This is a genomic window from Serratia sp. 201 (assembly GCF_037027545.1).
GTDB lineage: Bacteria > Pseudomonadota > Gammaproteobacteria > Enterobacterales > Enterobacteriaceae > Serratia > Serratia bockelmannii.
On the sequence record NZ_JAXCHC010000006.1, the window covers coordinates 71,968 to 96,535 of the forward strand.

The window sequence follows — 24,568 nt, forward strand, 5'->3', positions numbered from 1 at the left end:
GGCCGCTTTTTCTATTTGCGCCGGCGTTATGCCTGCGGCGGTACGAAACCGACAGCCTGATAGACCTTCGCCAGGGTTTCCTGCGCGCGTGCACGGGCCTTGGCGGCGCCGGCGCGCATCACCTGCTGCAGATAGGCTTCGTCGTTACGGAAGCGGTGATAGCGCTCCTGCAGCTCACCCAGCATGCCGGAGACGGCTTCCGCCACCGCGCCTTTCAGGTGGCCGTACATCTGGCCTTCGAACTCGGCTTCCAACTGCGCAATGCTCTTGCCGGTCACACCGGCGAGGATATCCAGCAGGTTGGAGACGCCCGCTTTGTTAACCACGTCGTAACGCACGACAGGCGGCTCTTCCGAGTCGGTCATTGCGCGTTTGATCTTCTTGGTCACCGCTTTCGGATCTTCCAGCAGGCCGATCACGTTGTTGCGGTTGTCGTCCGACTTGGACATCTTCTTGGTCGGTTCCTGCAGCGACATCACGCGCGCGCCGGATTTGGGAATAAACGGCTCCGGCACTTTGAACACGTCGCCGTACAGCGCGTTGAAACGCTGGCCCACGTCGCGGCTCAGCTCCAGGTGTTGTTTCTGGTCTTCGCCCACCGGCACCTGGTTGGTTTGATACAGCAGAATATCCGCCGCCATCAGCACCGGATAGCTGAACAACCCAGCGTTGATGTTCTCGGCGTAGCGCGCGGATTTGTCCTTGAACTGCGTCATGCGGCTCAGTTCGCCGAAATAGGTGTAGCAGTTCAGCACCCAGCTCAGCTGCGTGTGCTCAGGCACATGCGACTGCACGAAGATGGTGCTTTTTTCCGGATCGATACCGCAGGCCAGGTACAGCGCCAGCGTATCCAGCGTGGCCTTGCGCAGCTTCTCGGCGTCCTGGCGAACGGTGATGGCATGCAGATCGACGATGCAGTAGATGCAGTCGTAGTCGTCCTGCATCTGCACCCACTGACGCAGCGCACCCATGTAGTTGCCGATGGTCAGTTCGCCGGACGGCTGCGCGCCGCTAAATACGATGGGCTTACTCATGTTTAAATTTCCTGATTCTCTAAAGATGACAGCCCAAGAGCGGGCAACAAATCGGCGAAGCGCTCCAACACCCGATCGGGGTGGCTCAGGGCGATCGATTCACCGTAGTTATAACCGTAAGTAAAGCCGACGCTCGGGCAACCGGCGCCCTGTGCGGCTTGAATATCGTTGCGCGAGTCGCCAACGAACAGCAGTTCATGCGCGCGCAGCCCAAGCTTGCCGAGCACCAGGTACAGCGGTGCCGGGTGCGGTTTCTTTTCCGTCACGTCGTCGCCGCCGATCACCAGCGAGAAATAATCGCCAATGCCCAACGATGCCAGCAGCGGCGCCACGAACGGCGTCGGCTTGTTAGTCACCAGCGCCATCGGGTAACCGTGTGCGGCCAGGCGGACCAGCGTCTCTTGCACCTGCGGGAACAGGCGGCTGCCGCTGTCAACGGTCTGCGCGTAGAAATGGTCGAAACGCTCACGCAGCCGGCTGCACTGCGCCGGCGTGCCTTCCGCTTCCGCCCAGCGCAGCGCGCGTTGCACCAGCACGTCGGCGCCGTTGCCGATCCAGGTGCCGACCCGTTCCTCACCCGCTTGCGGCAGGCCCGTCTCTTCCAGCGCCATATCGATGGCCTCCGCCAGACCCGGCGCGCTGTCGACCAGCGTGCCGTCCAGATCGAAGGCCAATGCGCGGATCGCGCCGAAATCAGCCATGGGTAACCTTCGCCAGCTCGCTGCGCATCTCGTCGATCACCTTGCGGTAGTCCGGCTGGCCAAAGATGGCGGAACCGGCGACGAACATATCGGCGCCCGCGGCGGCGATTTCAGCGATGTTATCCACCTTCACACCGCCGTCGACTTCCAGGCGGATATCGCGACCACTGTCGTCGATCAATTTGCGCACCTGGCGCAGCTTGTCCAGAGTACCGTGGATGAACGATTGGCCGCCGAAGCCCGGGTTGACCGACATCAGCAGGATCACGTCGATTTTATCCATCACGTAATCGAGGTAGCTCAGCGGCGTCGCCGGGTTGAACACCAGGCCGGCTTTACAGCCGTGCTCTTTAATTAGCTGAATGGTGCGATCGACATGCTCGGAAGCTTCAGGGTGGAAAGAGATATAAGACGCGCCTGCCTTGGCGAAATCAGGCACGATGCGGTCCACCGGCTTGACCATCAGGTGCACGTCAATCGGCGCAGTAATGCCGTAGTTGCGCAGCGCTTCGCACACCATCGGACCGATGGTCAGATTGGGCACGTAGTGGTTATCCATCACGTCGAAGTGCACCACGTCGCCGCCTGCAGCCAGCACGTTAGCGGTATCTTCACCTAACCGGGCAAAATCTGCCGACAGAATGGACGGGGCAATCAAAAACTTTTTCATCCGCTTCTCCAAACGTAGGGTCGAGTTGTTATGCGCCGGGGTGCCCCGGCTTAGCGATACAGCGCCAAAAGCTCGTTCACTTTGCTGCGGCCGAGAATGTTGCGGCTGATTGTGCGGCGCGCTTTCACCACATACAGCGCAGCATTCTGGTACCAGTCGCGCGTCAGCTCGGTATCGTGATTGGAGATCAATACCGGTACCTGGCTCTCTACCGAGAGCTGGTGCGCCAGTTGCGCCAGGCTCTGCTGATCGGCGATGCTGAAGCTGTTGGTGTGGTAAGCGGTGAAATTCGCCGTCGCCGACAGCGGCGCATAAGGCGGATCGCAATACACCACGGCACCGGCCACGGCCTTCGCCATGGTATCGCGGTAATGCTCGCAGACAAAAGTGGCATTGCGCGATTTTTCGGCAAACCAGTAGAGCTCTTCTTCCGGGAAGTACGGTTTCTTGTACCGGCCAAACGGCACGTTGAACTCGCCGCGCAGGTTATAGCGACACAGGCCGTTATAGCAGTGACGGTTCAGGTACAGGAACAGCAGCGCCCGGCGGTAAGGCTCGGTGCTAGTATTGAACTCTTCTCGCAGCAGGTAAAACTGATCCGAGTTATTGAATTCATCGGCGAAAAGCGTGCGGGCATCGCGCACGAAGTCATCCGTGCGCAGCTTAACGATGTTATACAGGTTGATAAGATCGCTATTGATGTCGGCGAGAATGTAGGCGTCGTAATCCGTATTCAGAAAGACGGATCCCGCACCCACGAAGGGCTCGATTAAGCAGTCTCCCGCCGGCAGATGGCGACGAATCTCATCTACCAGCGGGTATTTTCCACCAGCCCATTTTAAAAAAGCGCGGTTTTTCTTCATGCCGTCAATTAGCTACTTATACAATTCAGAGCGGCGGATTGTACTCTGTTTCAGACAGCACATCAGCGCACAAATTTAAATGATTTATTTTTTAAGATCTTGCTGCACTTGGTGTACAGGTCGGACCCACGGTTTTTTCGCCTGCACATCCGCCGGCAACGAAGCAATGGCGCGCTTCGCTTCCGCAGAAGACGCATAGTTGCCGCTCACCAGCACGTACCACGGTTTGCCGTCACGCTTGGTGGCGTACACCAGGTAGTTCTGCAGCTTCTGCTGTTTGGCGTAGGCGTTCAGCGTGTCGGAACGCGAAGCGCTGCTCAGCTGCAAGGTATAGTGGCTGCCCGGCGCAGACTGCAGTGAACTGCCGCTGCTGGCGACCGCTCCCGCTTTCGCGGTGGAAGACGGCTTGGCCGGCGGCGTATACACCGTGGTCGGTGATTTATGCTGCGTCGCGGTCGGTTTGGTGGCGGCGGTTTTCGCCGGCGTTTTATGCTGTTGCGGTGCGGTGCCCTGCACAGGACGCGTCGCTTCGCGCGCCGCGGCGCCGCTCATCACCGTCGCCGGTGCGGTCGGCAGCGTCGACGCTGCGCCGGTCATGCCTTGAGTCGCGGCATCCACCTGCCCCTGCTGCTGCGACAGCGCATCCGCCATGTTGCCCGGCAAATCGACGCGCTGCTGCGCGCCGCCCTGCTGAGGCTGCGTTTGCGCTTCGGTCGGTGTGCCGGAGATCGGCGGAACGCTGACGTTCTGCGGTTGCTGCGGCTGAGTCGCGCTCACGCCGTTGTTATCGTGGGTATCCGTCGTGCCGCCCGGCACGCCGTTATTGGCGGTGGTCAGCGACGAAGAACCGGACAGGTTGATATCGCGGGCCGCGCCGTTTTGCGCGCCGCTCTCCTGAGCCGCTTCATGTTTGGTTGGCGCCTTCAGGGCGGAACCGATGCCGATAATCAGCAGCAACAGCACCAAAATGCCGATGCCAATCATCAAATGCTGGCGCGAAACGGCGAAGCGCGGCGCGGCGGCCGGCTTGCGCGAACGCGTAGGACGACGATCGCTGCTATCAGGTCTGAGATCGTCTTCCGGTTTAAACTCGTCCATCTGAAACCCTCCAACTAGAGGCAAAAGCCCACCACCGTAGACCTACCGTGGCACGGGCAGATTAACCCGATGATGGCAAAGCGACACCCGTCGTGCTCTGCTCACTGTATTAATATAGATGCAAATGGCGGCTAAGCCACTGTTACTTAGTCCGATTTAATTACGCTGCTGCTCAGGCAAGCAGGCGGCGATCGACGCCAGCACCAGCTCATGCCCTACGCCGCCGCGCACTTCCGCCGCACCGATCATGGTCGGCAGCACCAGACGCAGTTCACCCGCCAGCACTTTCTTGTCACGCAACATGTGCGGCAGATAGGATTCCGGCGTCATTTCCTGCGGCCCGCAGACCGGCAAGCCGGCGCGCAGCAGCAGCGCTTTGATACGTTCGATGTCTTCAACAGAGAACTGGCCGAGACGGTGCGCGGTTTCCGCCGCCATCACCATGCCTGCAGCCACCGCTTCACCGTGCAGCCACACGCCGTAGCCCATCTCGGCTTCGATAGCATGACCGTAAGTATGGCCCAGATTCAGCAGGGCGCGCAGACCGCTTTCGCGTTCGTCGGCGGCCACCACCTCGGCCTTCAGTTCGCAGCAGCGGCGGATACAGTAGGCCAACGCCTGCATATCCAACGCCATCAGCGCATCGATGTTATTTTCCAACCAGACGAAGAACTCGCGATCGAGGATGATCCCGTATTTGATGACTTCGGCCAGGCCGGAAGAGAGTTCACGCATCGGCAACGTTTTCAGGCAATCCAGATCAACCACCACCGAAGCGGGTTGATAGAAAGCGCCGATCATGTTTTTGCCGAGCGGGTGGTTGACGGCGGTCTTGCCGCCTACGGAGGAGTCCACCTGCGACAACAGCGTGGTGGGAACCTGAATGAAGCGCACGCCGCGTTGGTAACACGCGGCGGCAAAACCGGTCAGATCGCCGACAACGCCGCCACCGAGGGCGATCAGCGTGGTATCGCGACCGTGCGGTTTTTCGAGCAGCGCCGAAAACACCTGCTCCAACACCGCCAGAGATTTGTACTGCTCACCATCGGGAAGAATCACCTGATCCACCACGACGCCGCTCTGCTCCAGCACCTGCCGGACACGCTCGAGATAGAGCGGCGCCAGGGTCTGGTTGGTGACCAACATCGCTTGCTCACCCGCCTTTAACGGCATAAAAGAAGCCGGATCGTTAAACAATCCGGCGGCAATGGTAATCGGGTAGCTGCGCTCCCCAAGCGTTACAGTAATTCTCTCCATGTCGCGCTCAGTTCTCTGTATGGTGCGGCGGTGGTTGATCCCCGCAACAGCGGGGAACACAAATCAGTTTTTCGCATTGGCCGACGGCGAACGCGAAAATTGGCAATCAGTTGCTTTCCAGCATGTTGATGATCTGGTTAGCAACCACTTTAGCGCTCTGATCGTCGGTGCGGATGGTGACATCGGCAATCTCTTCATACAACGGATTACGTTCTTTCGCCAAGGCTTCCAGCACTTCACGCGGCGGAGAATCAACCTGCAGCAGCGGGCGTTTTTTATCACGCTGAGTGCGAGCCAGCTGCTTCTCGATCGTGGTTTCCAGATAGACCACCACGCCGCGCGCGGACAGACGGTTGCGCGTTTCGCGCGACTTCACCGAACCGCCGCCGGTCGCCAACACAATCCCTTGTTTTTCCGTCAGTTCATTAATGACTTTTTCTTCACGATCGCGGAAACCTTCTTCCCCTTCCACGTCGAATACCCAGCCCACGTCAGCTCCGGTACGTCGCTCAATTTCTTGATCGGAGTCGAAGAACTCCATATTGAGTTGCTGAGCTAACTGACGGCCAATAGTGCTTTTGCCGGCACCCATAGGCCCAACCAGAAAGATATTGCGTTTCTCTGCCATGTTTTTCGGTATTACTAAGACAATTCGTTAATGTTAACCCGCCCCGCCAATCAAATCAGCGGCGGGACCTAAACTGAAACCTCATGAGCGATAGTGCGAGATCAGACGAAAAATTATCTCAACACTCTTGGTAGTTTGGCAACCGAATAAATCGCAATCCACGCCGCGGGAGGGAAACCATATGTTTTTAACGGCGTCTTGACGCTAACAAAAAACCTCGGTGCTCAATTCGGTAACCCTTGTAAGCTAAATCGGCCGCAGCGTCAAACGCAGATCCCCCCAAGGGGATAAAAAAGTGTATCTGCTCATCAACTTTAGGAGATTTGCCGCCCAGCCGACAGGCAGCCGCTTATCCCTTAATCAAGGTCGGCGTAATGAAGATCACCAGCTCGCGTTTTTTCTGTTGTACGCCACTTTGCCGGAACAAGCCCCCCAGCAGTGGCGCATCTCCCAATCCAGGCACCTTGTCCGCCGTCTTGCCGCTATGCCGTTGAAAAATACCGCCGAGCACCAGGGTTTCACCGCTTTTCACCGTGATCTGCGTCTTAATCTCCTGTTTATCGATGGTCAATGCCTCCCCCGCCCCGCGGCTGATGGCACGCCCCGGCATATTTTGGCTGATGTGCAACGTCAGCGTGATGCGCCCGTCCGGCAACACTTTCGGCGTCACCTCCATGCCCAGCACCGCCTCTTTGAACTCAATCGCGGTCGCACCGCTGGCGCCGCTCGACACTTCATAAGGGATCTCCGTCCCCTGTTTGATGCTGGCGGTTTGCAGGTGCGTCGTCAGCAAACGCGGGCTGGCGATGATCTCCACCTGATTCTCCTGCTCCAGCGCCGTCAGCTCGAGGCTCAGCAAACGCCCGCTGATGCGCGCCAAATGGAAACCGGCGCTCACCGCGCTGCGCTCCAACGGCAGATTAACGCCGAGATTGCCCGGCCGCAGCGGCCGCGTCGGTTTTTCGTCGGCCGCCAATCCCCAACGCACGCCAAGTTCACGCAGGCTTTCGCTGTTGATGGTCACGATATGCGCCGCCAACTGCACCTGTGCCAGCGGCGCGTCCATTTCCGTCACCCTTTTTTTCAACTGCGCCAGGATTGGCGCCGTGTCGCGCAGTAACAGCGTATTGGTGCGCTTATCCGCCAGCACGCTGCCACGCTCGCTGAGCAAGGCGCCGCGTTGAGCATTGAGGCTTTCGGCAATCTCCGCCGCATCGCCGTTTTGTAACGTCAGGGTCAGGCTGTGCAAAGGCTGCCGCTGCGCCAGCGCTTCTCGCTGCTGTTTTTTTTCCTGCGCGTCCGGCTCCGGGGCGACCAGCATCACACTCCCCTCCCGCGTCATCGTCAGCTTGCCCATACGCAGGGTCAGCGCCAGCGCCTGAGGCCAGGGTACATTCTCCAGCCGCAGCGTCAGGTTGCCGCTTACGCCGGGCGCGACGATCAGGTTCATCTGCCGATAATCCGCCAGCGCCTGCAGGATGACCGTCACTGGCGCATCCTGGAACTCCAGGGAAACCTGCTGTTTATCCTGCGCCTGGACGATGCCGAGCGACAGACACCACAACGCCACGCCCAATCCAGCGAGTCCTTTCATGGTTTGCCATCCTTGTTGTTGCCCATCATGAGCGAGATGTCGCCCTGGCTCGCCGGACAATCCGGTTCGGCCGCCAGCGCCGTTAACGTCAGGCTGCGCGCCCGCACCTGCGCCACCTGCCAACGCTCGTCCAGCACCCACTGCTGCGGCCGCAGGCGCAACCACTGCCCTGCCGGCGTCACCACCCAGCCATAGCGCAGCGGCGGTTGCCCGATGACGCCTTTCAGTCGCCAACCCGCCGGCGATGCCTCCTGATGGGCACAAACAGGCAGCGGAGGCGGCGCAAACGGATCGCGCGGTTCTGCACACAAGGCCCACGGCCATAGCAGCCACCACCAACGGCCCGGTCTTTTACTCATCGGCCTGCTCCTCGGCGGCATCCTGCAACACCAACCGCGCCGTCATGCCCTGCGGCGCCGTTTCCACGCTCAATTGTTCGAGACGCAAATCGGCGGGCAGCGCCTCCAACAGCGCCAACAAACCGGCATAATCAATGCGCAAACTCAGCGTTTGCCGCAGCGGTTTTTCCTGCCGCTGCCAGCGCAACAAGGCGCCCCCCGCTTGTTGCAGCACGTTCGCCAGATCGCCGGCGGTGGTCGGACCGATCGGCGTTGGCGGCATAGGGGCTTCCGGCGCCTCGTCCAGTTGGTGCTGTACCATGGAAATCTGTTGCAACAGGCGCTGTTGCCGCTCCGCCGCGTTTTCCCGCTGACGCCATTCGTCTTGCAGCAGCCAACCTCCGCCCAATAGAGCCAATGTAACGCTGCCCAGCCCTTGCGCCACCAGCAATAGCCAGCCCGGCAAGTTCAGCCAAAAGCGCAGCCCGGATGACAAACGGCTATCCATCACGCCCCCACTGCGCCGCCAGATGAAAGGAATACAGACCGTCGTCCCGTTGCGTTACCTCAGCCAAACGCAGCCGTGGCAACGCAGGCATCCCCGCCAGCCGCCGTTCGAACTGCGTGATGGCCGCAGGAGAGCGGCTCAATCCACGCAGCCGCAGACCGTTCGTCGCATCGCTGTCCAGCGCCGTGAGCCACAGCGGTGGAGGAATGCTGAAGGACAATTGCTGAAGCAACTGCAAATAACGCCGATTATGTTGGCCGTTGCGCGCCTGCCGTTCGGCGCGGGCGCTGTGCAGCGCTCGCTGCGCCCGCTCTTGCTGCTGCTGATGGGCGAGCAACGTCAAGGCCGCCAGCTCTTCACCCAGCATCGTTAGCCGCGCCTGCCGCTGCGCCTGTTGGTGACGCAGTTGGCCGGCAACCAGAAACAGCGCTAGCAGCAGTAGCGTTACCTGCAACAGCAGCGCACCCAGCCAGAAACAGCCGCGCCGCCGATCGCGGCGCTGTCGCCAGGGCAGAAAGTTGACCTGATACATCAGCGATCCTCCTCGCGCAGCGCCAGACCACCGGCCAATGCGAACGCCGCAGGATGCGCAGGCAACGGTGGGCGCAACTGCGTGAAGGCGCTGAGCGGCGACCAGGCAAGGCAACCGGCGGGCAAGGCACCTGCCAGCACGCTGCCGGCATAGACCGGCCGATCGTCACCCGCCGGCATCTGGGCTTGCAGCGCCCGCAGCGCCTGCGCGTCATCGTCGCCCGGCGCCAGACCAAAGGCGAACGCGCCGTCAGCCGGCGCCACCCACAGCCATTCTCGTTCGAGACGGTGCATCAGCCCCGCAGCGGGCGGTACGCCTGCCGCCGTCGCCATCATCCGCAGCGCACAAGGGGTGATATCGACCGCTTGCGGATGCAGGCCAGCCTGACGCAAACAATGCAGCCACTGCTGCAGCTCCTGCCGCCGCGCGGCGGTCAGCAACAGCGCCGCCTCATCCGCCGGCGCGGTGCGATAGTCGAGCGCCAGCGTCTGGCCATCGAGCGGAAACTGCTTCAAACCGTGGCCACCGATATAGTCGCTGCGTTCCGGCTCGCGCAGCCGCGCGTCCGGCTGCGCCATGCGCAGCTGCAACACGCGCTGCGCCGGCAGAGCAATGCGTAAGGAAATATGTCGCGGCAGTTGAACGCGCCATTGCCGCAGCGCCCGGATCAGGAATTCGGAAGGTTCCAGGCAGCCATCGCGTAAAACCGCCTGCGGCAGCGCCTGCTGCCACCAGTGGCGCAACTGCCAGCCATTGCGGCGGCGTTGGGCCGCCACCGCGCGCACGCAGTCGATTTGTATATCCAGCCCCACCTGCCATGCTTGAGGGAACATGTTTCGCAAGCCTCCATAACATCAGATGATAAAAGAACATATCCATGTCGCAGGCTTGCCTTTATACTACCGCGCGGTTGTTTATAAACTGCCCAAATGACTTAGAAATGGGAAATCTCAGGTGAAGTTCGTAAAGTATTTACTAATCCTTGCAGTATGTTGCATCGTGCTGGGAGCAGCCTCGATTTTCGGCTTGTACAAATATGTCGAGCCGCAGCTGCCCGACGTCGCAACGCTGAAAGACGTACGGCTGCAGATACCGATGCAGGTTTACAGCGCCGATGGCGAACTGATCGCCCAATACGGTGAGAAGCGCCGCATTCCGCTGAAACTGGATCAAATTCCGCCGGTGATGGTGCACGCATTTATCGCCACCGAAGACAGCCGCTTCTATGATCACCATGGCGTCGATCCGGTCGGCATCTTCCGCGCCGCCTCAATCGCGCTGGTCTCCGGCCACGCTTCGCAGGGGGCCAGTACCATTACCCAACAGCTGGCGCGTAACTTCTTCTTAAGCCCGGAACGCACCCTGATGCGTAAAATCAAGGAAGCTTTCCTGGCGGTACGCATCGAGCAGATGCTCACCAAGGATGAAATCCTTGAGCTGTATCTGAACAAGATCTATCTGGGTTACCGCGCCTACGGCGTGGGCGCCGCCGCACAGGTCTATTTCGGCAAAGACGTCAGCCAGCTCACCCTGAGCGAGATGGCGACCATCGCCGGCCTGCCGAAAGCCCCGTCTACCTTCAACCCGCTCTATTCGCACGATCGCGCCGTTGCCCGCCGCAACGTGGTGCTGTCGCGCATGCTGGACGAGCATTACATCACGCAGGCGCAGTACGATCAGGCGCGCGCCGAAGATCTGGTCGCCAACTACCATGCGCCGGAAATCAGCTTCTCCGCGCCGTATCTCTCCGAGATGGTGCGTCAGGAGATGATCAAGCGCTACGGTGAAAACGCCTATACCGACGGTTACAAGGTTTACACCACCGTCACCAAACGGCTGCAGCTGGCGGCGCAGGAGTCGGTACGCAACAACGTGCTGGCCTATGACATGCGCCACGGCTACCGCGGCCCATCCAACGTGTTGTGGAAAGTCGGCGAAGCGGCCTGGGATCGCAAACAGATTGTCGACTCGCTGAAAAACTTGCCGAGCTACGGCCCACTGGCGCCGGCGGTCATCACCGCTGCTAACCCGCAGGAAGCGACGGCGATGCTGGCCGATGGCAGCAGCATTGCCCTGCCGATGGCCACCATGCGCTGGGCGCGGCCGTACCGTTCAGACACTCAGCAAGGCCCAACGCCGAAACGCGTCACTGACGTGGTGCAGACAGGTCAGCAGGTATGGGTGCGTAAAGTGAACGACGCCTGGTGGCTGTCGCAGGTGCCGGACGTCAACTCGGCGCTGGTCTCGATCAACCCGAACGACGGCGCGGTGAAAGCGCTGGTCGGCGGCTTCGACTTCAACCAGAGCAAGTTCAACCGCGTGACGCAGGCCCTGCGTCAGGTGGGGTCAAACATCAAACCGTTCCTGTACACCGCCGCGATGGATAAAGGCCTGACGCTGGCCACCATCCTGAACGATTTGCCGATCACCCGCTGGGATGCCGGCGCCGGCACCGACTGGCGGCCGAAGAACTCACCGCCGACCTACGACGGCCCGATTCGCCTGCGGCAGGGGCTGGGGCAATCGAAGAACGTGGTGATGGTGCGCGCAATGCGTGCGATGGGCGTCGACTACGCGGCGGAATATCTGCAGCGCTTCGGCTTCCCGGCACAGAACATCGTGCATACCGAATCGCTGGCGCTAGGTTCCGCCTCCTTCACCCCGATGCAGCTGGTACGCGGCTACGCGGTGCTGGCGAACGGCGGTTACCTGGTTGACCCGTACTTCATCACCAAGATTGAAGACGACAACGGCAATACGGTGTTCGAAGCTAAACCGAAAGTGGTGTGCAGCAGCTGCAACCTGCCGGTGATCTACGGCGACACCCACCGTTCGGCGGTGCTGTCCGACGACAACATCGAAAACGTCGCCACCTCGCAGGAAGGCAGCAACAGCACGGTGCCGATGCCACAGCTGGAGCAGGTTACCCCGGCTCAGGTGCAGCAGGACGGTGACCAACAGTATGCGCCGCACGTGATCAGCACGCCGCTGGCCTTCCTGATCCACGACGCGCTGAACAGCAACATCTTCGGCGAACCGGGTTGGATGGGCACTGCCTGGCGTGCCGGGCGCGATCTGAAACGTCATGATATCGGCGGCAAAACCGGTACCACCAACAGTTCCAAAGACGCCTGGTTCTCCGGCTATGGCCCGGATACCGTGACGTCGGTGTGGATCGGTTTCGACGATCACCGCCGCGATCTGGGCCGTTCGACGGTATCCGGCGCTATCCCGGATCAGATTTCCGGCGGTGAAGGCGGAGCCAAGAGCGCCCAGCCGGCGTGGGACGACTTCATGAAGACCGCGCTGGAAGGCATTCCTGAGCAGAAAGTCACGCCGCCGCCAGGCATCATCAGCGTCACCATCGACAAAAGCAGCGGCAAGCTCTCCGGCGGTGGCGGCGGCAGCCGTTCCGAGTACTTTATCGAAGGGACGCAGCCGACGGACTACCCATCGCGCGATACCGGCACCACGTTGACCGATCCGGGCGGTGAAAGCCACGAGCTGTTCTGATCGAAAAGGGCCAGAGAAATCTGGCCCTTTTTTTATTCGGCGCGAAGCGTATCAGCGCGACGCGCGCAAAAACGCCTCGGAGAGAAACAGCGCGCTGACGTTGCGCGCCTCACGGAAATCCGGTTCCGCCAGCAACGCCATCATGTTGGCGATCGGCCAGCGCACCTGCGGCAAGGGCTCCGGTTCATCCCCTTCCAGGCTCTGCGGGTAGAGATCGTGGGCCAGCACGATATTCATTTTGCTGGAAAAGTAGGATGGCGCCATCGTCAGCTTACTGAGAAAATCAAAGCGCTTCGCGCCGTATCCCACCTCTTCCATCAGCTCGCGGTTGGCCGCTTCCAGCACGCCCTCTCCGGGATCGATCAACCCTTTCGGGAAACCCAGCTCATAGGATTCAGTGCCCACCGCATATTCGCGGATCAGCAGCAGGTCATCGCCAATCACCGGCACGATCATCACCGCTTCGCGATCCGAAGGCCGCATGCGCTCATACACCCGCCGAACCCCGTTGCTGAATTCCAAATCGACCGACTCGACGTTGAACAAACGCGAACGCGCGACCGTTTCCACTTTCAGAATTTTAGGTTTTTGCAGGTGTTTATCCATGATTGCCTCAAAGAGGTTACCCAGGCGTGGACGGGGCAACCGAAATAATGATTGGCGTAACGCACGGCTCGTTGGCGCTCAAATGCTGACCAAACTCGATCCTGATCACATTGTGCGTTAAGGGCAAGCTCCGCCGCAACGAGCATGAACAGTAATTTACTTTCTTTTAACAAGCGTAGCCAGCGGCGGGCGATTTTCCGTACTGATTCAGCAAACAGCACGCATGAAAATAGGATAATGCCGATATCGACGGCAGAGGCCGGTTGCTAGTATCACGCAGGCAAGAATCAGTGATAAAATGGCCTTGCGTCATGAAGGAATGAGATCCAGAGCGAGAATCTGTTTGTTCCCTCATTAGTTCTGGGTGCCTCCTGGCGGTTTACTCCGTATAATATTCAGCTTTTCATCAGGTTGGCGAAATTCACGGGTGTGAGATGGGGATTGCATGAGCACAATAGTGTTGATATTGGCCTTAGTGCTTGTCTGCCTGATTGCCGCCGGCCTGTACCTGTGGTTCAAGACCCGCAACCCGTCGGCGCTGGCGCACGCGTTGCCGTTTATCAAGCCTGCTCACCGCAAGCTGACCGATGAAGAGCGCGCCGCGGTCGAGTTCTACCTCAATCAGCAAAACAAGCTGAGCAACAAACTGTTGCCCGGCGGTGGCGCTACGCTGCCCGCAGCCAAACTGGCGCTCACCCCGCAAAGCGATAACGTTTATCCCGTCACGCACGCCATCACCCGCTACGGTCTGGCCAGCGACGATCCCAATAAATGGCGCTATTACCTCGATGCCGAAGAGGTACATCTGCCGCCGTTTTGGGAACCCTACATCACCGCCGACAACCATGTGGAAGTGATCCGAACCCAGACGCTGCCGCTGGTGATTTCGCTCAACGGGCACTCGCTGAAAGATCATATTCACGACCGGCCGCAGCCGCCGGTGGTGACCGCCGCGCCGACCAAAAACGCTTCCATCCGCAAGGAAGAGAGCGAACATGTCGAGCTGGTGAACATTCGTAAGGAAACGCCGGAAGAGCATGCGCTGAACCGGCCGAACGGCATCCGTGAAGCCGTCATCATCTCCGCCGCGCTGCTGCTGCTGTTCTTCAGCCTGATCAGCCCGGTGCTGGTGATCCCGTGGATGATTTTCGTGGCGGTGCTGATGATCGCCTGGGGATGCTGGAACCTGTTCCGCCGTCCGGCGTCACGCGAGCTGAAAGAGATCCACTGCCTGCGCGGCACGCCGAAGCGCTGGGGCCTGTTCGGCGAATCCGGCCAGGGACAGATCAGCAACATTTCACTCGGCATCATCGATCTTATCTACCCGCCGCACTGGCAGCCGTACCTGACGCAAGACTTGGGCAAGACCACCGATGTGGACGTCTACCTCAATCGGCAGGTGGTGCGCCAGGGCCGTTTCCTCTCGCTGCATGACGAAGTGAAGAATTTTCCGCTGCAGCAGTGGGGCCGCAACGCGGTGCTGGTCGCCAGTTCGGCACTGGTACTGCTGTTGTTGCTGATCTATATCCCGCTCAATCTGCCGCTGACCCTCAGCATGGCCTGGCTGCAAGGCGCGCAAAAAGTGGAAGTGACCAGCGTACAGGCGCTGGAAGCTACGCCGCTGCGCATCGGCGACACCCTGAAGGTGCGCGGCAGCGGCATGTGCTATGTGCCGCCGCCGGCCAACGGTGGCGGCGCCGTCAATTTTGCGCCGTTCGATTGCTCCGGCATTTACTGGAACAACGCCGCCCCACTGCCGCAGCCGGAATCAGAAGTCATAGACAAAGCGACGGCCCTGCTGGCCACGGTCAACAGCCAGCTGCATCCGAGCGGTACCGATCAGAAGATCAACCCGCAGCTGGCCAGCGCCATCGAGAAATCCGGCATGATCCTGTTGGATGACTTTTCTGATATCGTTTTGAAAACACAGGATTTATGCCAGGCAGAAAACGACTGTATGCGGCTGAAAAACGCGCTGGTCAACCTGGGCAACGCCAAAAACTGGAGCGGCCTGGTGAAACGCGCCAGATCAGGCGCGCTGCAAGGCGTCAACGTCCTGCTGCGCCCGGTAAGCGCCGAGTCGCTGGAAAGCCTGACCAAAGTGGCCACGTCGTCGTTCATCTTCAATGAAACGCGTCTGGCCGCCGCGGCGCTCAACAGCCCGCCGCCGGGCGGTTTCCTGATCCGCAGCGATGAAGGTCGACAGTTGGTCAGCCATCCGCAATCCTCAGCGCCGCAGAGCGAATACAACGCTCTTGACCAGTGGAATGAGTTGCAGCGCCTTTCCACTCTGCTGCTGCATACCCCATTCCAGGCGCAGGGGGTGATCACCAGCCTCAGCGTCGATGCCAACGGCACCCGCCACGTGGCGCTGCACAGCGAACCGGACATGATCACCCTGTGGCGCTACCTCGGTACCAGCCTGCTGTTGCTGGCGGTGGTCGTCAGCCTGGGCTATAACGCCTGGCGGCTGGTACAGCGTCGGCGCATCAATCAGCACCGCGTCGCCGATATCCAGCGTTACTACGACAGCTGCTTCAATCCGCAGCTCAATCCGATGTCAATGCGGCCGATGGCCTGAACCTGACGCCGGGGGTCTCCGCCCTGTCATCTGCTTATGCTACGCTAACGCTATTATTCTCATCTGCGGACCGCCCGTCGGTCCGCCCATGGAGTTTTTATGGTTCCCGAGTTTGATTGGCCGCAGATCGATACCGTGCTGCTGGATATGGACGGCACCTTGCTGGATCTGGAGTTCGACAGCCACTTCTGGCTCAGCCTGGTGCCGCAAGCGCTGAGCGAAAGGCGCGCCATTCCGTTCGACGAAGCCCGTCATATCATTGAACGGGAATATCAGGCGGTGCAGCACACCATGAACTGGTATTGCTTCGATTACTGGAGCGAGCGGTTGGATCTGGACATCTACCGCATGACCAGCGAAGTCGGTAGCCGCGCGCGGCTGCGCGAAGACACCGAGCCGTTTTTACGGGCGCTGCGCGACGCCGGTCTGCAAACCATTTTGCTGACCAACGCCCATCCGCACAGCCTGGCGGTGAAAATCGAGCATACCGGCCTCGATCGGCACCTTGATTTATTGTTTTCCACCCACACATTTGGTTATCCGAAAGAAGATCAGCGTCTGTGGCAAGCGGTGCAGCAGCACACCGGATTCAACCCGCAGCGCACGCTGTTCGTCGACGACGGCGAGCCTATCCTCGACGCGGCGCGCACTTTCGGCATTCGTTACTGCCTGGGCGTGCAAAACCCGGACTCCAGCACGGCGGAAAAAAGCTTCCAGCGCCATCCGTCGATGCGCGACTACCGTCTGCTGATACCGGCGCTGGCCAAGGGGGAAGCATGAAGGAAAAAGCGACGCGCGACGACGCGGTCCGGCTGGATAAGTGGCTGTGGGCCGCACGCTTCTATAAGACTCGCGCGCTGGCGCGCGAAATGATCGACGGCGGCAAGGTGCATTACAACGGCCAGCGCGGCAAACCGAGCAAGATTGTCGAACTCAATGCCGAGCTTAAGCTGCGGCAGGGCAACGAAGAGCGTACGGTGATCGTGCTGGCGCTGACCAGCCAACGCCGCGGTGCCAACGAGGCGCAGCAAATGTATCAGGAAACCGAAGCCAGCATCGCCAACCGCGAAAAAATGGCGCTGGCGCGCAAGATGAACGCGTTGACCATGCCGCATCCGGACCGTCGTCCGGACAAAAAGGAGCGGCGCGACCTGATGAAATTTAAATTTGGTGAGCCGGAATAACCCCTCACCGTAATGAGAGAAGATTATGTCCAACCATGACCAATTGCACCGTTACCTGTTTGAAAACTACGCGGTGCGCGGCGAGCTGGTTACCGTCAGCGAAACCTATCAGCAGATCCTGAACAACCACGATTACCCGGCACCGGTGCAAAAACTGCTGGGCGAGCTGCTGGTCGCCACCAGTCTGTTGACCGCAACCCTGAAGTTCGACGGCGACATCACCGTGCAGCTGCAGGGCGACGGCCCGCTGAAGCTGGCCGTGATCAACGGCAACAACCGCCAGGAGATGCGTGGCGTTGCGCGCACCCAGGCGCCTATCGCCGACGACAGCACCCTGCATCAGATGATCGGCAACGGCGTCATGGTCATCACCATTTCCCCGACGGAAGGCGAGCGCTATCAGGGCGTGGTCGGCCTGGAAGGTGAAACCCTGGCAGAATGCCTGGAAGCCTACTTCCGCCAGTCCGAGCAGCTGCCAACCCGCCTGTTCATCCGCACCGGCGAAGTGGAAGGCAATGCCGCAGCAGCCGGTATGCTGCTGCAGGTGCTGCCGGCGCAGGACGGCAACCTCGATGATTTCGATCATCTGGTGCAACTGACCAACACGGTCAAAAGCGAAGAGCTGTTCGGCCTGCCGGCCAACGAAGTGTTGTACCGCCTGTACCATCAGGAAGAGGTCACCTTGTACGAACCGCAGGACGTGCAGTTCCGTTGCACCTGTTCGCGCCAGCGTTGCGCCGACGCGCTGATGACCCTGCCGACCGACGAAGTGGCGGACATGCTGGAGCAGGACGGTAATATCGACATGCACTGCGACTACTGTGGCAGCCACTATGTCTTTGACCCGGTTGATGTTGCCGCTTTGTATGCGGGTAATACCGGCGAAAGCGACCAGTTGCACTAAGTTACACTCCCTCGGCGGGTGCGCCCAGCGCCCGCCAACGCCCGCCGTTTGCACGTTTGCTTTTTTCCGTGTGCTATCTCTCAGATCGTAACGAAATACCGCCTAAAACGTTAAATATTTGATACCCATCGCGGTTACGCACCGTTAGATCCCTACAATTGCCGCCAGAAATTCTGTGACCAAGGAGTAGTAACATGCGCGTTAAAGGTATAACCCCTCAGGATCTGGCCGCTTACGGCATTCACGACGTTAGCGAAATCGTTCACAACCCGAGCTATGAACTGCTGTTTAAGGAAGAAACAGACCCATCTCTGGAAGGTTTTGAGCGTGGGGTAGTCACCAAGCTGGGTGCCGTCTCCGTCGATACCGGCATCTTCACCGGCCGTTCGCCGAAAGACAAATACATCGTCCGCGACGACATTACCCGCGATACCGTGTGGTGGGCCGATCAGGGCAAAGGCAAAAACGACAACAAACCCCTCAGCCCGGAAGTGTGGGCCGATCTGAAACACCTGGTCACCGAGCAGCTTTCCGGCAAACGCCTGTTCGTGGTGGATACCTTCTGCGGCGCCAACGCCGACTCGCGCCTGAAAGTGCGCTTCATCACCGAGGTGGCCTGGCAGGCGCACTTCGTGAAAAACATGTTCATCCGCCCAAGCGACGACGAGCTGGCTGACTTCGAGCCGGACTTCGTGGTGATGAACGGCGCCAAATGCACCAACCCGAACTGGCAGCAGCAAGGCCTGAACTCGGAGAACTTCGTCGCCTTCAACCTGACCGAGCGCATGCAGCTGATCGGCGGCACCTGGTACGGCGGCGAAATGAAGAAAGGCATGTTCTCGATGATGAACTACCTGCTGCCGCTGAAAGGCATCGCCTCGATGCACTGCTCGGCCAACGTGGGCGAGAAAGGCGACGTGGCGGTGTTCTTCGGCCTGTCCGGTACCGGCAAGACCACCCTTTCCACCGATCCTAAGCGTCAGCTGATCGGCGATGACGAGCACGGCTGGGACGACGACGGCGTGTTTAACTTCGAAGGCGGCTGCTACGCCAAGACCATCAAGCTCTCTGAAGAAGCCGAGCCGGACATCTATCACGCCATCAAACGCGACGCGCTGCTGGAAAACGTCACCGTGCTGGCCGACGGCAGCATCGACTTCAACGACGGTTCGAAAACCGAGAACACCCGCGTTTCTTACCCGATCTACCATATCCAAAACATCGTCAAGCCGGTGTCCAAAGCGGGTCACGCCACCAAAGTGATCTTCCTGACCGCCGACGCCTTCGGCGTGTTGCCGCCGGTATCGCGTCTGACCGCCAACCAGACTCAGTATCACTTCCTGTCCGGTTTCACCGCCAAATTGGCCGGCACCGAACGCGGCGTAACCGAGCCAACGCCAACCTTCTCCGCCTGCTTCGGCGCTGCGTTCCTGTCACTGCACCCGACGCAGTACGCCGAAGTGTTGGTGAAACGCATGCAGGCCGCCGGCGCCCAGGCTTACCTGGTCAACACCGGCTGGAACGGCACCGGCAAACGCATCTCGATCAAAGATACACGCGGCATCATCGACGCCATCCTGAGCGGTGAAATCGACAAGGCGGAAACCGTTACCCTGCCAATCTTCGATCTGGCGATGCCGACCGCGCTGCCGGGCGTGAACCCAGAGATCCTCGATCCGCGCAATACCTACGCCAGCCTCGAGCAGTGGCAGGAAAAAGCGCAGGATCTGGCCGAGCGCTTCATCACCAACTTCGACAAATACACCGATACGCCTGCGGGCGCCGCGCTGGTTAGCGCCGGCCCGAAGCTGTAATTCGGTAGCGTTACCTCTTCAGCTAAGGCGCGGATCCCGCGCCTTTTTTTATTTTCATCGATTGCTTTTTAACCAGCAAGGCGAGAAAATAAGTCAATGCAATCATTGATAGCAAAGGAGGTTTAAATGGCGACTATCACCGTCAGAAATCTGGACGACGAAATCAAAGAGCTGCTGCGTATCTCAGCGGCGAAAAACGGCCATTCTATGGAAGAGGAAGCGCGCATGATCCTGAAACAGGCGCTGGTGAAAAAGCCGCCGCGCTATGGATTGGGTACCTGGATGCATCAGCACTTCGCCGAATTCGGCGGCGTTGAGCTGGAGATCCCACCGCGTGACGCCGTGCCGCCACGCATCGTCACCTTTGATGATGAAGATGACAACGCATGATCATTATCGACACCAACGTCATTTCAGAAACGCTGCGTCCCAGCCCGTACTACAACGTCATTAACTGGTTAAATGAAAAGGACAATGACGAGCTCTATCTCAGCGCCATTGTCCTCGCCGAACTGTTCAGCGGCGTCGCCTGCATGCCTGACGGCAAGCGCCAGCGGGATCTCAAGCTGAAATTGGCGGACGCCATTGAATTGAAGTTCGAGGGGCAGATATTGCCGTTTGATGGGCTGTGCGCGATGCAATACGCGGAATTGACGGCAAGGAATCGGCTGCTGGGTAAAGCGATGAGCGTGCCGGATACCCAAATCGCCGCCACCTGCCTGCATTACGGTGCCGCCCTGGCCACCCGCAATACCAAAGACTTCCTCCACTGCGGTATCGAATTAATCGATCCGTGGCAGGCGCCGACCGGCCGCCGGTTGCATGAGGATGCGGCGGAATACTACGTGATGAGCAGAAAGTCCTGACGGGGCCGCAGCGGCGCGGCCCACATCAGAGGTCAGGCGTTTTCCCTGGCCGTTTGATGACCGTTGGTCGACTCTTTTTTCTCCATCGGCAACGGAATATACGCGCGGATCAACAGCCCGCCGCGCTCGCTGGTGCCGATATCCAGTTCGCCGTCATGCGCGTCGATAATACGCTGCACGATCGCCAGCCCCAGACCGGTGCCGCTGGTGCTGCGCGCGCTGTCACCGCGTACGAACGGCTGCAGCAGGTGCTTCAACTCTTCCGGCTTGATACCCGGGCCGTCATCTTCCACCTGGAACCAGCCGCGCTGCAGCTCGCGGCCGCTGCTGACCTTGATCCAGCCGTTGCCGTAACGCGCCGCGTTCACCACCATGTTCACCGCCGCCCGCTTAATCGACAGTGGGTGCACGTTCATCATCAGTTCGCCCGGTGACAACGCGGTTTCAATCACCCGCTCATAACCGCTCTCCGCCGCAACCACCTCGCCCAAAATGGCGTTCAGGTCGCTGCTTTCGGTCGGCATCTCCTGCCCGGTGCGCAGATAATCGATGAACTGCTCGATGATGGCGTTGCACTCTTCGATGTCTTTATTGATCGACTCGGCCAGATAACCGTCTTCGGCGCTCATCATCTCCGTCGCCAGCCGGATACGCGTCAACGGCGTGCGCAGATCATGGCTGACCCCGGCCATCAGCAAGGTGCGATCGTCCGCCAGCTGCTTGACGCCCGACGCCATCTGATTGAATGCGCGAGTCACCGACCGCACTTCGGAAGCCCCATACTCGCGCAGCGGCGGCGGAATAATCCCTTTGCCCACCTGCAGCGCCGCATGTTCCAGCTCCACCAGCGGGCGGTTTTGAATACGAATAAACAGCCAGGCACCGCCGATCGCGAGCAGCATGATCGCCAGCGTATAACGGAACAGCGGAGAGAAGTCGCCCTGATGGATTTCCGTCAGCGGTACGCGCACCCAGATATCGGGTTGCAGCCAGGTTTTCAGCCACACCACCGGGGAGTTCTTGTTCACCTCCACCCGCACATCGGTCGGCCCGCCGAGCTGCTGCGCCATCTGCTGGCTGAGGAACTGGTAGTGCTGCGCCCAGCGCAGGCCGCTCTCCTCCGCCGCCGAGTTGGTGTAGAGAGAAATGCCCAACTCGCGGTAGATCTCACGACGGAACGCTGGCGGCACTTCCAACAGCGTGCCGTCCTCCAGCTGCAGCCGATCGGTCATCAGCATACGCACTTCGTAAGCCAGTACCTTGTTGAACTGCTGCAGGCTGGGCAGGATGGCGAAGTTCAGCACCACCAGATAGGTCGTCACCAGGCTGACGAACAGCAAAGTGACGATCAACAACAGGGTTCGGGCAAACGAGCTACGCGGTGAAAAGCGCAATCGCCTCATGCCTTGCTGCCGTCCGGGACGAAGACGTAGCCGAGACCCCACACGGTCTGGATATAACGCGGATGCGCCGGATCTTCTTCAACCATGCGGCGCAGACGAGAGATCTGCACGTCGATGGAGCGCTCCATGGCGCTGTATTCGCGGCCACGCGCCAGATTCATCAGCTTATCGCGCGACAGCGGTTCACGCGGGTGGCTGACCAGCGCCTTCAGTACCGCGAATTCGCCGCTGGTCAACGGCATCGGCTCGTCTTCGCGGAACATCTCGCGGGTGCCGAGGTTCAGTTTGAATTTGCCGAAAGCGATCACCGCCTCTTCCTGCGAAGGCGCGCCCGGCAGTTCGTTCGCCTGGCGGCGCAGCACCGCGCGGATACGAGCCAACAGCTCACGCGGGTTGAACGGTTTAGGAATGTAGTCGTCGGCGCCGATTTCCAGCCCCACGATGCGATCGACCTCTTCGCCCTTCGCGGTGACCATAATGATCGGCATCGGGTTGCTCTGGCTACGCAGGCGGCGGCAGATGGACAGGCCGTCTTCGCCCGGCAACATCAGATCGAGCACCATCAAATGGAAGGATTCACGGGTCAGCAAGCGATCCATTTGCTCAGCGTTGGCAACGCTGCGAACCTGGAAGCCCTGTTCGGTTAAATAACGTTCTAAAAGCGCGCGCAGGCGCATGTCATCATCGACAACCAGGATCTTATGATTCTCTTGCATGGTATTACTCCCAAAGGCTTTATTGCCTGACTCGAATATTGTTAGAAAACCTTGCCATTTGAGACAGCGTTTAATGGTATGTATTCTAGACGAAATTGTTACAAAGCTTATTCTTTTCCCCATTTATCAACAATTTTCAGTGAATGTCGACGGGGGTTCGTCAAAATTTCGCCCTTTATCGGCACAATGTGGGGCAGCGGCCCAATTTTGTGCAATTTCGCCACCGGGGAAGCGCCCGGTGGCGTTCAGCTGTCGGGTCAGGAGGTCTGCAGGAAACGTGCCAGCTGCCTACGCAGCTGCCGGTTCTCTTGCTGTAGCGCATCAACCCGATCGAGCAGCGTCAGCGCCATGGCGATCCCCGGCCAGTCCAGATCCAGCTCGGCCCGCAGCCTGCGCGCGCGCTGCAGATGGCTCAGCGCCGGATAATCGAACTCCCAGCGCGGCTGCGCCGGCTCCAACGGCACGATCACGCCCAGGCCGACGATCTCGACCAGCTCATCCTCTGAAATCTCCACTCGCTGACACAGCTCCACCACGGTGAATGTGATCTCTTTCTTCATCATGTGCTTTACTCCCATTCCGCGCGCGGGTTGAACGCCGCCTGTTCAGCCAGCTCTCGCCACAGGGCGCTGGCCTTCTCGTTCGGCTTCGGCGGCATCACCACCTTGAGAATGACATACAGATCGCCGGGCTCTTTCTTGCCCGCCAGCCCTTTGCCTTTGACCCTCAGCCGTTTGCCGCTCTGGCTGCCGGCCGGCACGGTCAGCGCGATTTTTCCGGTCAGCGTCGGCACCTCGATGCTGGCACCCAGTGCCGCTTCCCACGGAGCGAGCGGCGCCACAATGCTCAGGTTGTGGCCATCTATCTCAAACAGCGGGTGCGGCGCGAGGCGGATGACCAGATACAGATCGCCGTTTTGGCCGCCGCCCACGCCGGCAACGCCCTGCCCCTTGAGGCGAATGCGCTCGCCGTCGCCCACGCCGGCCGGGATTTTCACGTTCAACGTTTTGTTGGCTTCGCTCACCTGCCGCCCCAGCTCGTCATACACCGGCAGCGTATAGGAGATCTCGCGGCTTTGGCCATGCAGCGTTTCCTCGAGGAACAGCGGCACCTCCATCTCCAGATCCTGGCCGCGGAAGCCATGCCCGCCGTGCGAGTGCGAAGCGGAACGGTGCCCGCCCGCCGCACGCCCGCCGAACATGCTCTCGAAGAAGTCGGAGAAGTCTTGCGCGTCGGCGCCGCCGCCGTGCCATGAAGCGCTCTGCTGATAGCCGCCGTGATCGCCGCGCGCCTGGCGGCCAAAGTTCGGATCGTTGCGGTGCAGCCGGATCTGATCGTACTCGGCGCGGCGCTCGTCGTCCTTCAGCACCTCATAGGCTTCGGCCAGCTCCTTGAACTTGCTCTCGGCGTCGTCTTCAGTGCTCACGTCAGGGTGATATTTACGCGCCAGCCGGCGGTAGGCCGTTTTGATGGTTTTCAGATCGGCGTTGGGCTCAACGCCCATCGTGGCGTAGTAATCTTTAAATTCCATGCGGTAATACCTTCAATGTGTTGGGTTGTGCGCCAAAATTCCTTGTCTCTCTCGCCAGATATCCTCCTTTCGTCACATTCCTTTTCCGCTATCGCTAAGCATACTCCCGATTGTTAAAAGCTGCGCAAACTGAATAAAAACCGTGCGACAAGGCGCAGGCCCGCGCGCCATTTCTAAAGCCCCCCGCATTCACGTACACTGTGGCGGTGGCCCCATAAAGATAAATC

At 59.8% G+C, this 24,568-nt stretch carries 25 protein-coding genes; 8 read left to right on the forward strand and 17 right to left on the reverse strand.

What is annotated here, in order from left to right:
• Positions 1-26 precede the first annotated feature (26 nt).
• The 12 genes from trpS to pilM all read right to left on the reverse strand — a co-directional run bounded on the left by trpS (position 27) and on the right by pilM (position 10,056).
• The gene (gene trpS, locus WA302_RS23470) at positions 27-1,034 is read right to left on the reverse strand and encodes a tryptophan--tRNA ligase (protein ID WP_261456858.1); all 1,008 of its coding nucleotides are present in this window, start codon (positions 1,032-1,034) and stop codon (positions 27-29) included.
• Positions 1,035-1,036: 2 nt separating this feature from the next.
• Positions 1,037-1,735: a phosphoglycolate phosphatase gene (locus WA302_RS23475; RefSeq protein ID WP_261456857.1), complete on the reverse strand. Its 699-nt coding sequence runs from the start codon at positions 1,733-1,735 to the stop codon at positions 1,037-1,039.
• Complete coding sequence (gene rpe / locus WA302_RS23480; RefSeq protein ID WP_004930320.1) at positions 1,728-2,405, reverse strand: ribulose-phosphate 3-epimerase; 678 nt, start codon at positions 2,403-2,405, stop codon at positions 1,728-1,730. The genes WA302_RS23475 and rpe overlap by 8 nt, the downstream gene beginning before the upstream one ends.
• A 50-nt stretch (positions 2,406-2,455) precedes the next feature.
• Entirely contained in the window at positions 2,456-3,268 is an 813-nt protein-coding gene (gene dam, locus WA302_RS23485; protein WP_025304536.1) for an adenine-specific DNA-methyltransferase, read from the reverse strand.
• 84 nt (positions 3,269-3,352) lie between these two features.
• Positions 3,353-4,366: an SPOR domain-containing protein gene (locus tag WA302_RS23490; RefSeq protein ID WP_049206049.1), complete on the reverse strand. Its 1,014-nt coding sequence runs from the start codon at positions 4,364-4,366 to the stop codon at positions 3,353-3,355.
• Between the two features lie 156 nt (positions 4,367-4,522).
• A complete protein-coding gene (gene aroB / locus WA302_RS23495; protein ID WP_043138898.1) occupies positions 4,523-5,623 on the reverse strand; it encodes a 3-dehydroquinate synthase in 1,101 nt (366 codons plus the stop codon).
• 106 nt (positions 5,624-5,729) lie between these two features.
• A complete protein-coding gene (gene aroK / locus WA302_RS23500) occupies positions 5,730-6,251 on the reverse strand; it encodes a shikimate kinase AroK (protein WP_004391482.1) in 522 nt (173 codons plus the stop codon).
• Positions 6,252-6,600: 349 nt separating this feature from the next.
• A complete protein-coding gene (hofQ, locus tag WA302_RS23505) occupies positions 6,601-7,845 on the reverse strand; it encodes a DNA uptake porin HofQ (protein WP_336064762.1) in 1,245 nt (414 codons plus the stop codon).
• Positions 7,842-8,204 (reverse strand): HofP DNA utilization family protein, encoded by a 363-nt coding sequence (locus WA302_RS23510; protein WP_197770986.1) that lies wholly within the window; start codon positions 8,202-8,204, stop codon positions 7,842-7,844. Before WA302_RS23510 ends, hofQ begins: the two co-directional genes overlap by 4 nt.
• The gene (locus tag WA302_RS23515; RefSeq protein WP_149570048.1) at positions 8,197-8,691 is read right to left on the reverse strand and encodes a hypothetical protein; all 495 of its coding nucleotides are present in this window, start codon (positions 8,689-8,691) and stop codon (positions 8,197-8,199) included. Before WA302_RS23515 ends, WA302_RS23510 begins: the two co-directional genes overlap by 8 nt.
• Positions 8,684-9,223 (reverse strand): PilN domain-containing protein, encoded by a 540-nt coding sequence (locus tag WA302_RS23520; RefSeq protein ID WP_049208842.1) that lies wholly within the window; start codon positions 9,221-9,223, stop codon positions 8,684-8,686. Before WA302_RS23520 ends, WA302_RS23515 begins: the two co-directional genes overlap by 8 nt.
• Positions 9,223-10,056 (reverse strand): type IV pilus biogenesis protein PilM, encoded by an 834-nt coding sequence (pilM, locus tag WA302_RS23525; protein ID WP_311271589.1) that lies wholly within the window; start codon positions 10,054-10,056, stop codon positions 9,223-9,225. Before pilM ends, WA302_RS23520 begins: the two co-directional genes overlap by 1 nt.
• A 121-nt stretch (positions 10,057-10,177) precedes the next feature.
• Between pilM and mrcA the strand changes: the two genes are divergently transcribed.
• Positions 10,178-12,736, forward strand: a complete 2,559-nt coding sequence (gene mrcA, locus WA302_RS23530) for a peptidoglycan glycosyltransferase/peptidoglycan DD-transpeptidase MrcA (protein ID WP_025304544.1) — start codon at positions 10,178-10,180, stop codon at positions 12,734-12,736.
• Between the two features lie 51 nt (positions 12,737-12,787).
• Here mrcA and nudE read toward each other — a convergent pair whose 3' ends face one another.
• On the reverse strand, positions 12,788-13,342 hold the full coding sequence (nudE, locus tag WA302_RS23535) for an ADP compounds hydrolase NudE (RefSeq protein WP_015379304.1): 555 nt from the start codon (positions 13,340-13,342) through the stop codon (positions 12,788-12,790).
• Positions 13,343-13,787: 445 nt separating this feature from the next.
• Between nudE and WA302_RS23540 the strand changes: the two genes are divergently transcribed.
• From WA302_RS23540 to WA302_RS23570, 7 genes are all read left to right on the forward strand, one after another.
• Positions 13,788-15,923 carry an intracellular growth attenuator family protein gene (locus tag WA302_RS23540; protein ID WP_261456855.1) on the forward strand — a complete coding sequence of 712 codons (2,136 nt, stop codon included), beginning with the start codon at positions 13,788-13,790 and terminating at the stop codon, positions 15,921-15,923.
• A gap of 99 nt (positions 15,924-16,022) precedes the next feature.
• A complete protein-coding gene (yrfG, locus tag WA302_RS23545; RefSeq protein ID WP_025304546.1) occupies positions 16,023-16,703 on the forward strand; it encodes a GMP/IMP nucleotidase in 681 nt (226 codons plus the stop codon).
• Positions 16,700-17,107 (forward strand): ribosome-associated heat shock protein Hsp15, encoded by a 408-nt coding sequence (hslR, locus tag WA302_RS23550; RefSeq protein WP_025304547.1) that lies wholly within the window; start codon positions 16,700-16,702, stop codon positions 17,105-17,107. Before yrfG ends, hslR begins: the two co-directional genes overlap by 4 nt.
• Positions 17,108-17,132: 25 nt before the next feature.
• On the forward strand, positions 17,133-18,011 hold the full coding sequence (gene hslO / locus WA302_RS23555; RefSeq protein ID WP_025304548.1) for an Hsp33 family molecular chaperone HslO: 879 nt from the start codon (positions 17,133-17,135) through the stop codon (positions 18,009-18,011).
• Positions 18,012-18,205: 194 nt separating this feature from the next.
• Positions 18,206-19,825: a phosphoenolpyruvate carboxykinase (ATP) gene (pckA, locus tag WA302_RS23560; protein WP_043138920.1), complete on the forward strand. Its 1,620-nt coding sequence runs from the start codon at positions 18,206-18,208 to the stop codon at positions 19,823-19,825.
• A gap of 126 nt (positions 19,826-19,951) precedes the next feature.
• Positions 19,952-20,215, forward strand: coding sequence for a FitA-like ribbon-helix-helix domain-containing protein (locus tag WA302_RS23565; protein ID WP_004930730.1), 264 nt, complete (start codon positions 19,952-19,954; stop codon positions 20,213-20,215).
• Positions 20,212-20,691, forward strand: coding sequence for a type II toxin-antitoxin system VapC family toxin (locus WA302_RS23570; RefSeq protein ID WP_016930378.1), 480 nt, complete (start codon positions 20,212-20,214; stop codon positions 20,689-20,691). The genes WA302_RS23565 and WA302_RS23570 overlap by 4 nt, the downstream gene beginning before the upstream one ends.
• 32 nt (positions 20,692-20,723) lie before the next feature.
• On the opposite strand, the gene envZ is transcribed toward WA302_RS23570, so the two are convergent.
• The 4 genes from envZ to cbpA all read right to left on the reverse strand — a co-directional run bounded on the left by envZ (position 20,724) and on the right by cbpA (position 24,341).
• On the reverse strand, positions 20,724-22,094 hold the full coding sequence (envZ, locus tag WA302_RS23575; protein ID WP_015379311.1) for a two-component system sensor histidine kinase EnvZ: 1,371 nt from the start codon (positions 22,092-22,094) through the stop codon (positions 20,724-20,726).
• On the reverse strand, positions 22,091-22,810 hold the full coding sequence (gene ompR, locus WA302_RS23580) for an osmolarity response regulator transcription factor OmpR (RefSeq protein WP_004709363.1): 720 nt from the start codon (positions 22,808-22,810) through the stop codon (positions 22,091-22,093). Before ompR ends, envZ begins: the two co-directional genes overlap by 4 nt.
• A 257-nt stretch (positions 22,811-23,067) precedes the next feature.
• Positions 23,068-23,373, reverse strand: coding sequence for a chaperone modulator CbpM (locus WA302_RS23585; RefSeq protein WP_004930739.1), 306 nt, complete (start codon positions 23,371-23,373; stop codon positions 23,068-23,070).
• Between the two features lie 5 nt (positions 23,374-23,378).
• The gene (gene cbpA, locus WA302_RS23590; RefSeq protein ID WP_025304550.1) at positions 23,379-24,341 is read right to left on the reverse strand and encodes a curved DNA-binding protein; all 963 of its coding nucleotides are present in this window, start codon (positions 24,339-24,341) and stop codon (positions 23,379-23,381) included.
• Positions 24,342-24,568 lie beyond the last annotated feature (227 nt).

Coding starts and splice junctions, on each gene's coding strand:
- WA302_RS23520 (WP_049208842.1), bottom strand. CDS start 9,223: ATGTATCAGGTCAACTTTCTGCCCTGGCGACAGCGCCGCGATCGGCGG.
- trpS (WP_261456858.1), bottom strand. CDS start 1,034: ATGAGTAAGCCCATCGTATTTAGCGGCGCGCAGCCGTCCGGCGAACTG.
- cbpA (WP_025304550.1), bottom strand. CDS start 24,341: ATGGAATTTAAAGATTACTACGCCACGATGGGCGTTGAGCCCAACGCC.
- WA302_RS23585 (WP_004930739.1), bottom strand. CDS start 23,373: ATGATGAAGAAAGAGATCACATTCACCGTGGTGGAGCTGTGTCAGCGA.
- rpe (WP_004930320.1), bottom strand. CDS start 2,405: ATGAAAAAGTTTTTGATTGCCCCGTCCATTCTGTCGGCAGATTTTGCC.
- hslR (WP_025304547.1), top strand. CDS start 16,700: ATGAAGGAAAAAGCGACGCGCGACGACGCGGTCCGGCTGGATAAGTGG.
- pckA (WP_043138920.1), top strand. CDS start 18,206: ATGCGCGTTAAAGGTATAACCCCTCAGGATCTGGCCGCTTACGGCATT.
- WA302_RS23515 (WP_149570048.1), bottom strand. CDS start 8,691: ATGGATAGCCGTTTGTCATCCGGGCTGCGCTTTTGGCTGAACTTGCCG.
- pilM (WP_311271589.1), bottom strand. CDS start 10,056: ATGTTCCCTCAAGCATGGCAGGTGGGGCTGGATATACAAATCGACTGC.
- WA302_RS23540 (WP_261456855.1), top strand. CDS start 13,788: ATGAGCACAATAGTGTTGATATTGGCCTTAGTGCTTGTCTGCCTGATT.
- hslO (WP_025304548.1), top strand. CDS start 17,133: ATGTCCAACCATGACCAATTGCACCGTTACCTGTTTGAAAACTACGCG.
- yrfG (WP_025304546.1), top strand. CDS start 16,023: ATGGTTCCCGAGTTTGATTGGCCGCAGATCGATACCGTGCTGCTGGAT.
- envZ (WP_015379311.1), bottom strand. CDS start 22,094: ATGAGGCGATTGCGCTTTTCACCGCGTAGCTCGTTTGCCCGAACCCTG.
- hofQ (WP_336064762.1), bottom strand. CDS start 7,845: ATGAAAGGACTCGCTGGATTGGGCGTGGCGTTGTGGTGTCTGTCGCTC.
- WA302_RS23570 (WP_016930378.1), top strand. CDS start 20,212: ATGATCATTATCGACACCAACGTCATTTCAGAAACGCTGCGTCCCAGC.
- nudE (WP_015379304.1), bottom strand. CDS start 13,342: ATGGATAAACACCTGCAAAAACCTAAAATTCTGAAAGTGGAAACGGTC.
- WA302_RS23490 (WP_049206049.1), bottom strand. CDS start 4,366: ATGGACGAGTTTAAACCGGAAGACGATCTCAGACCTGATAGCAGCGAT.
- ompR (WP_004709363.1), bottom strand. CDS start 22,810: ATGCAAGAGAATCATAAGATCCTGGTTGTCGATGATGACATGCGCCTG.
- aroK (WP_004391482.1), bottom strand. CDS start 6,251: ATGGCAGAGAAACGCAATATCTTTCTGGTTGGGCCTATGGGTGCCGGC.
- WA302_RS23510 (WP_197770986.1), bottom strand. CDS start 8,204: ATGAGTAAAAGACCGGGCCGTTGGTGGTGGCTGCTATGGCCGTGGGCC.
- aroB (WP_043138898.1), bottom strand. CDS start 5,623: ATGGAGAGAATTACTGTAACGCTTGGGGAGCGCAGCTACCCGATTACC.
- dam (WP_025304536.1), bottom strand. CDS start 3,268: ATGAAGAAAAACCGCGCTTTTTTAAAATGGGCTGGTGGAAAATACCCG.
- WA302_RS23475 (WP_261456857.1), bottom strand. CDS start 1,735: ATGGCTGATTTCGGCGCGATCCGCGCATTGGCCTTCGATCTGGACGGC.
- WA302_RS23565 (WP_004930730.1), top strand. CDS start 19,952: ATGGCGACTATCACCGTCAGAAATCTGGACGACGAAATCAAAGAGCTG.